6 protein-coding genes and 1 pseudogene are annotated in these 8,541 nt (G+C 37.2%); 2 read left to right on the forward strand and 5 right to left on the reverse strand.

The genetic code is table 11. The features are described 5' to 3' along the window. Positions 1-4: 4 nt before the first annotated feature. Entirely contained in the window at positions 5-529 is a 525-nt protein-coding gene (locus ACPDHL_RS14750; RefSeq protein ID WP_430533509.1) for a GNAT family N-acetyltransferase, read from the reverse strand. A 2-nt stretch (positions 530-531) separates the two neighbouring features. Continuing rightward, the gene (gene dapF, locus ACPDHL_RS14755; RefSeq protein ID WP_430533510.1) at positions 532-1,311 is read right to left on the reverse strand and encodes a diaminopimelate epimerase; all 780 of its coding nucleotides are present in this window, start codon (positions 1,309-1,311) and stop codon (positions 532-534) included. Positions 1,312-1,456: 145 nt separating this feature from the next. On the opposite strand from dapF, the gene ACPDHL_RS14760 reads away from it, so the two are divergent. After that, complete coding sequence (locus tag ACPDHL_RS14760; RefSeq protein ID WP_430533511.1) at positions 1,457-2,845, forward strand: trypsin-like peptidase domain-containing protein; 1,389 nt, start codon at positions 1,457-1,459, stop codon at positions 2,843-2,845. Between the two features lie 95 nt (positions 2,846-2,940). After that, positions 2,941-4,389: a glyceraldehyde-3-phosphate dehydrogenase gene (locus ACPDHL_RS14765; protein WP_430533512.1), complete on the forward strand. Its 1,449-nt coding sequence runs from the start codon at positions 2,941-2,943 to the stop codon at positions 4,387-4,389. A gap of 154 nt (positions 4,390-4,543) precedes the next feature. On the opposite strand, the gene ACPDHL_RS14770 is transcribed toward ACPDHL_RS14765, so the two are convergent. The 3 genes and pseudogenes from ACPDHL_RS14770 to ACPDHL_RS14780 all read right to left on the reverse strand — a co-directional run. Continuing rightward, entirely contained in the window at positions 4,544-4,753 is a 210-nt protein-coding gene (locus tag ACPDHL_RS14770) for a hypothetical protein (RefSeq protein ID WP_430533513.1), read from the reverse strand. Between the two features lie 374 nt (positions 4,754-5,127). Beyond that, positions 5,128-7,539, reverse strand: coding sequence for a hypothetical protein (locus ACPDHL_RS14775; protein WP_430533514.1), 2,412 nt, complete (start codon positions 7,537-7,539; stop codon positions 5,128-5,130). Positions 7,540-7,551: 12 nt separating this feature from the next. Next, positions 7,552-8,541 (reverse strand): annotated as a pseudogene (locus ACPDHL_RS14780) (hypothetical protein); the annotation flags it as partial.

Consider the following 8,541-nt stretch of genomic DNA (forward strand, 5'->3'; position numbering starts at 1 on the left):
CTTTTTAAAATATTAACTGGTACATTATTTCATCTTTATATTCTTGGCCTACTCTAGTCCATGCTTTTTTGACACCAATGGTTCTAAAGTTATATTTTTCAAACAATTGAATACTCGCTTGATTATCGGCTGCAATATTAGCATAAAGTTGGTTCAAAAACAGAAATTCTCGGCTATAATTAATTACCAATTCTAATGCTTGAGAACCAATCCCTTGAGCGCGATTTGACTGATCTTGAATCACGATTCCCACCCCAGCTCTACCATTTTTGGGGTCAAAATCAAACAGATCAATCAATCCGAGTGTTTCATTCGTCTCTTTGGAGCAAATGACCAAGCGCAATTGTTTGGCTTCATAAATATCTTGATGGGCGTTTTCTAAATACTGATGAATTAAAAAACGGCTATAAGGCGTTTGTGTATTACTCACCTCCCATAAGCTGACATCATTTTCTATTTGATAGATAAATTCTAAATCTTCAGGTTCTAATGCACGAAGATAAATTTCGGCAGTTTCTAGTCTAATCATAGTTATAGGCTAATGGTTCCTTGAAAGACAAATGTTGCGGGTCCTTTTAAGAATACCTGTTGATAGGTTTGATCTACATATTGAAATGCGACAGACAGCTCACCGCCTTCAACTTCTATTTTCACTTCGTTTTGGTCTACTTTTCCCAGTGTATGCATTGCCAAGGCGACTGCTGTTGCCCCTGTCCCACAAGATAGGGTTTCATCTTCTACTCCTCTTTCAAAGGTTCGAATTCGAAAGTGATTGGGTCCCTCTTGTTCGACAAAGTTAACATTGGTTCCCTTGGGTGCATAAGCTTCGCTATTGCGGATTTGCTTGCCTTTTTTATATACATCAAAATACATCAAGTTACGCACAATTTCTACGTGATGTGGAGATCCTGTATTGACGAATATGTGTTTTTCTCTCACCGCTACCTGGGGTACATCAATCATTTGCAACGATACAATTCCCGCGGCATCAATGGTCGCATAATGCAGGCCATCAATCGCACTGAAGTGACATTCATTTTGAATGATTCCCAATTGTTTGGCAAAGGCTACAATACAACGTCCGCCATTGCCACACATGGTACTTTCTTTGCCATCTGCATTAAAATACACCATTTTAAAATCGGCTTGCTCATCTTCCTCTATCAAGATTAAGCCATCTGCACCAATTCCAAATCGGCGATCACATAAATCGGCTATTCGATCTGCATTTGAGGTATCCACTGTATTTTGACGGTTATCGAGCATGACAAAGTCATTTCCCGTTCCTTGGTATTTCCAAAAGGACAACATATACAATTGTTTTAGCTAAGTTTGGAACCAAATTTACAAATAATCCTTTGCATTTTATACTTTGTTAACCATTGGTTAAACACTTTTTGATTCCTCTATCCCTTTTTTATTTTTACTCTAGTTTCATTTTAACCGTTATTGTATTATGAAAAAATTCTTCATTACCTTTTTGACCTGCTTGGTAACGGCAGCGATTACTTTGTTGGGTTATACGTATTATTTCGAACAAAAAACTCCACTTACACCAGAAGTAGCAGCTCGTACAGCTGCACCAAATGCGAATCGCGTAGTAGCTGGAAGTCCTGTTGATTTTACCACAGCAGCAGAAAATACGGTCAATGCGGTGGTCCACGTAAAAAATCTAAGCTATATCACGACACGCAGTAATCCTTTACTGGAATTTTTTTATGGCTATAAGGGTGGTACACAAACCCAAATTGGTACAGGTTCTGGGGTTATTATTTCTGAAGATGGTTATATCGTGACCAACAATCACGTGATTGCCAATGCTTCGGAATTGGAAGTGACCCTCAACAACAATAAAACGTATAAGGCCAAACTCATTGGGACAGAAAAAGAGATGGATCTCGCTTTACTCAAAATTGAAACCGCTGAAAAACTGCCATTTCTGACCTTTGGCGATTCTGATGCGATTCAACTAGGTGAATGGGTCCTTGCGGTTGGAAATCCGTACAACCTGACATCAACTGTTACTGCGGGAATTATATCGGCTAAGGCGAGAAATTTATCTGAAACGGGCATCCAATCGTTTATTCAAACGGATGCTGCTGTCAATCCAGGCAATAGTGGAGGGGCTTTGGTCAATGTACAAGGCGAATTAATTGGTATCAACACCATGATTTCCTCGAATACAGGTTCTTATGTGGGCTATGCTTTTGCCGTTCCTTCTAATGTAACCAAAAAAATTGTCGAGGATTTCTTACACTATGGCAATGTACAACACGGTGTATTAGGCGTTAGTGGCTTCGAATTAAATGCTAGCACGGCCCAACAACTGCAACTGCAAACAGACAGCGGTTTTTATATTCAAACCGTTGTTCCCAATTCGGATGCAGCCCACGTACAACTACAACAAGGTGATGTGATTACAGCGATCAATGGCAAGTCCATTTCTTCTTTTGTCGACATCAAAAATGTGCTCAATACCAAACGTCCAGGTGATGTTGTTCACTTAACTCTTCAAAGACAGGCAAAAACACTACAACAAGATATCAAGCTGATGCAAGCCGATACAGGGAGTTTTGTTTTCCATGGGATTGAGTTCAGCGATCTCACCGGAGCAGAAAAGACCAAATTCAAGATCAACTATGGGGTTAAAATTACCGCGATAACGGCTGAGAAATACCTCCCGTATGAAGCTGAGTTAACCAATGCAATCTTATTGGCGATCAATGGACAAAAGATCCGTTCGATTGATCAAGCTCGAAAATTACTCAAACAACAGGCTGAAAATCAACGAACAAAACTAGACATCTTATCTCCAAGAGGTGAATTAATCAAGCTTTATCTATAGGCAGTAGTGTTTATTAATTCAAAATTTAACTTTTGCTTTATTCATAAAAAAAGCGGACTTTTGCACTAATTTTATACAACACAATCTAACACAATATGAAAGATACAAGTTTATACGAAAAGGAATTGGCTTTTCAAGCAGACAGAAGAAAAGCATGTGTAGAGTTTATTAAGATCATAAGCGACTTATGGTTTGATAAATCTATTGAGTTATTAATGTTCCGCAATCAATTGATTGACCGTAGCGTTAGTGATATCATTAATTTACATGAATATGCTGCTAAGTTTGTTGAAAAACCGATTAACATTTTTGATACGGTTGAGATAGCGAAAGCGATTCAACAGGCTGATCTTCCACCTTCAAGAATTGATATTGGTCGTTTAACTTACGAATATCACTTGGAAGACAACAAGCATAGCAATGCGTTAGGTTTTGTTGTAAGCAAATTAAAAGATGCTAAGAACACAGGAGAAATTGTTCCTAAAGATGTGGTACTATACGGTTTTGGTCGTATTGGACGTTTATTGGCTCGCGAGTTAATGAACAAGATTGGAAAAGGACAACAAATGCGTTTAAGAGCCATTGTAACACGTGACAAGAATGATGCGGTTTTATTAGAAAAAAGAGCTTCTTTATTAAAATACGATTCAGTTCACGGCGATTTCGAAGGATCTGTAATTGCTGATCCAGCAAACAATGCATTAATTATCAATGGAACAACGGTACACATGATTTCAGCTGGTACACCAGAAGAGATTGACTATACGGCTTATGACATTGACAATGCGTTAATTATTGACAACACAGGAGCATTCACAACAGAAGAGGCATTAAAACGTCACTTATCTTCAAAAGGAGCTTCAAAAGTATTATTGACAGCACCAGGAAAAGGAGTTCCAAATATTGTACACGGTGTAAACCATACAGCATACGACCCAGCGGAAGTAAACATTTGGTCTGCGGCATCTTGTACAACGAATGCAATTACACCTATTTTAAAAGTTATGGAGGATAACTTTGGTGTAGTAAAAGGACACTTAGAAACGATCCACGCGTATACAAATGACCAAAACTTGGTTGATAATATGCACAAAAAATACCGTCGTGGTAGAGCAGCTGCTTTAAACATGGTTATTACAGAAACAGGAGCAGGAAGTGCTGTAGCAAAAGCTTTACCTTCATTAGCAGGTAAATTGACATCTAATGCAATCCGCGTACCTGTTCCAAATGGATCCTTAGTGGTATTAAACCTAGAGATCGAAAAAGAAACATCTGTTGAAGCATTAAATGAAGTAATGCGAAAAGCAGCGTTAAACGGTGATTTAGTTGAGCAAATCAAATATTCATTGAACAACGAACTAGTATCTTCTGATATTGTTGGGACATCAGCACCTGCTATCTTCGATAGTAAAGCAACTATTGTTTCTGCTGATGGTAAAAACGTAGTGATGTATGTTTGGTATGACAACGAATACGGTTATAGCCACCAAGTAATTCGCTTAGCGAAATACATTGCACAAGTAAGACGTTATACGTACTATTAATAGAAAAAACCCGCTTTAAGCGGGTTTTTTTTTGGTTAACCGTTAGCTGTAAACCGTAAACTAAAAAAGAGAGCCTAAGCTCTCTCTTTTTTCTTTAACTAACTGTAACCAAACTTGTTTTTATTTGTATGAATATTGTTTTGGTGCTTGACTTTTATACCTCTTCTACTTCCAATTGACTTAATTTTTGATGTAAAGTCGGCTTGTCTTGGACGTAATCTTCTACCCATTGTTCCAAACGATCGACATCGTAAGGTAGCATTTGTAGGAGGGCTTTATGGAACTCTTTTACAAAAAGTTCGGAATCAAAACTTACATTTTCTAGTATTCTCTTTGTATAGTCAAACATTAATCTGTTTTCCATTATTCTGTTTCTTTTTCACATTAAACAACAATCAAAAATAATGTATTAACAAATAAAAAACAAACTTAATGCTATTTTTTATATTTTTTTAAACTAAAATCAACATTAAAGAAATATAATACGAATCCTCTTATGATTCTTTCTATTTTGTTTACATTTTATTTATTTGGCTTTGCTTTTCTTACTATAAATGACAAAAGCAGAATTGAACTCTTTTATATTGCTTTCCATTTGATTCTTTTCCCCTCTTTTTTCCGCTGCATCGAAAAGGTTGCCATTTACTTTTTCATGCTCTACTCGTATCGTATCCTAATAAAAAAAGAGAGGGTGTTCAACTTGAACACCCTCTCTTTTTCGTAAAAATTTATCTTGTATTATTGTATTATATAATTCACATCCGTATTTTCTTGTACGTATTGCATCGCCCATGCTAAGCCATTGGTATAGAAAATACTATTGTATACGACAACTCCTCCATAGTACATTTTACTAATTGGAGCTCCACCTGAAGTTCTTGGTGCGGGCCATTTATAATCGGATGTATTACTCACATTTCCTGCTACCCATCCACCATCTCCGATAAATACAAAACCAAGCGTATTGTGTTTCAACGCCCAAGATCGACTCGGATCACCATTTTGATAGGCTAAACTAGTAAACTCATTCGAATAGCCTGTTACATAAAGGGAGTTATCTAAATCGCCTCCTAATGCTTTTCCAACAATATTTCCAAAAGGTCCATCTAGCATTGGATCAGTACTTGTAATAATTGGATTAACCCAAACTTTCTTCGTTTCAGACACGTTAGTAGCTGCGGAATATGCGATTGAATTAATTAGATCACGAGCCCCTGCTACATCATTTTCTTGTCCATGGAATAGAACTCCTTTTTTATTTTTCACAAAATCACTTAATATGGCGATACTCGCTGCACTAGGACGATAGTTATATCCCACGACAATAATGTCAATTTTATTGTTATTGATAAAATTTTTCAAGGCATTTCCTTGACTTGTTCCTCCATCAATTACTTCCACTCGATCGACTTGTACAATTCCATTTGGTCCAAAGTTAGCTGGTGTTTTTAACATTGTACCTACAGAGTATCCAGCATCAGCAGAACCAGGCTGGTATCCTAATGAACCTAATCCCAATACTTTCATTGTGCGATATAAGAATTCTACATTTTTATTACACGTATTTCCTCCTAAGGCACTATTTGTAGTGATTGTATATCGATGTACACCGCCACTTATTGGAATTCCTTGTCCAACAAGTGCTACCGTTTGCATACCTGTTTGTTCGAAGACACCACTCTTTTCGAATTTAATTCCATTAACCATATTGGTCGTAATGGTATAAGGCCCTGGATAGGTGACATTCACTTGTACAAACATTAAGTTGTTGGCAATCATAGGTACACCTGGGGCATAATTACCAAGCATTTCAATAGAAGTACATTGCATTGTATAAGCCACAGGCTGTGCAATTACGGTTAATTCAAAGGAACAAATTGCCTCCATACCCGTCTGAGCTTGAAGCACATATTCAAAAGAACCTGCTTCTACTGGTGTACCTACCGCTGTTAGAACAACTTCTCTTGTAATTAACTCATCAAAAGAAAGTGGTCCTGACGTGAAATAAACTCCATTAACGGTATTGGTCTCGAGGATTGTTTCTCCTGTTGAGCGAATTTCTACGGAAAGTTTGGCTGTATGCGAAGCTGTCAGTGTTTCATCTTGCTTGAAAACACCTGTAAAAGAAACATTTGAACAATCGACTTTGTAGCTAATTTCATTTACAGTAACACTAATATCTGTACAAGATGATCTAGTAGTCACATCTGAATTCGTTGTAAAGTTAAATAGGTTAATTCCCGATTGTATAGGAGCTCCTGTACCTAATAAGACAATTTCTTGTTCACCTGTAGACGTAAAGCTTCCTGAACCTCTAAACGAATAGCCATTTACTGTATTGGTTGTGATACTCCAATATCCTGTAGAGGTTACATCTACAGTTAAGACCATCTTATTTGTTGACACAAGTCTCATTCCGATTCTATAGTCACCTAAAACTTGTACTTGATCACAATTGATCGTATAGCTAACTGCCGCATTTTCGACAAAAACATAGTGTTGACAACTAGCAACTTTATTATTCAGCGAAATGGTTAATAAATCGCCTTGTTCTCCAGCAGTATACCCAATATTTGGAGTTCCTACACCTTGTAAAACTAAGGTATAAGTACCCGCAGCAGGAAATGTACCACTGGTAGTAAAGTAGTAACCGTTATCTGTTAAGGCAGTTACTTCATAAGTTCCGGGTTGGGTAACAGTAACTGGAATAGTTACATAATTGGAGGCAGTTAAGAACTCTCCTTGTTTCAATATTCCATGAGCTGCTACAGCGTCACATTGGAGTTGATCGATTTCAAAAACAGCGGGCGGTGGTGTTCCACAGATACTTAGCCACACTTCTTGCGCATCACTCCAATAGTTAAAACAACCCGTAGTTTTATTGTAAATCAACAAGCCATCTGTTCGATTAGCTAGAACAATTGCATCTCGTTGCTGTGTGGTCAATCGAGGAGTTAAAAATCCTTTATTGGCGCTCTCTAATTCCAAAATCACCCCCAAGCCAGGTGTAGCTGTGGTTCCTGAAATAGTTCCGTCTTTTATTTTTGTCATATGGGTTTGAGCTAGCCCTGAAAAAACTCCCATGAACAGGATCAACAAGCAGGCGAATCCTTGCTTGAATCTTTTATATATCAAATTCGTATTATGCATAGTTATCTGTTTTTAAAAGTTAGTTTTTTGCATGAACTCCAAAAGCGTTTGCTCTAGTTGTTCTACTTTCTCAAGTATGCTTTGATTAACTTGTTCCAATTCTCTAATTCTCGCTTCTTTTTCTTCTAATTCTTTATTTTGATCGATGATATGCAAGTATAATTCCTCTGTTTTTTCTAAGAGCTGTACTGATAATTCAGATACATTAAATGCATATCCATCTTCTGATTTACTTAACTTGTGAATTGGTGTTATTCCAGGTAAATGACGATTTTCTTTAATAAATTCTTCTACCACATCTAAGGTTTTGAATTGGTAATCGTATTTTAAGGAAGAGAATCCATCAAAATAATTTTCAAAAACATAATCCGCATAATAGCTATTCACTGCTGTAATACTTCCATTCACCCTTAATCGCTCATTCAGCGCACCTGAAGGTTCTGTGAATCCGATGCCTACCCATCCTTTGGTATAAATATCCGCACTAGGAGAAGTCGCCGTTTTATGTGTGTCTGAATCCAACCAAGGGTGTTGATTGATTGAATCAATCTCTATCGTATGAATCACCTGATTTTCATCTGTATACAGCAAGGTATTGTTACTGGCGTCGAACTCTAATTTTGTCAAAGACTCTCCACCTTCTACTAACTCTTTTAATTTCAAGGTCGTGACTTCTCCTAACTCATTGGTATAGGATAATACATGTTCCGTTGGATCATATACCAATGATGTAATAGTCTCATTTCCTTTAACTAATACTTCAATGTCAATCGGATTTTCTCCTCCTCTCTCATCTGTATAGGTCAATGAATACACTTTTATTTCATCTCCATCTTCTCCTGCAATAATAGTTTCTACATTAACTAAGGTTGTTAGCGTTTCATTGGCCTTAACAAGGGCTTCTAAATCAATGGTCTGCGTATCTCCTGTTGCATCGATATAGGTAAAAGACGTGCCGTCATAGTGTACGTTTCCACCGTTTTTAACGATGATCGTATTTAA

Origin of the sequence: Myroides sp. C15-4 (assembly GCF_050522745.1) — a bacterium.
GTDB lineage: Bacteria > Bacteroidota > Bacteroidia > Flavobacteriales > Flavobacteriaceae > Flavobacterium.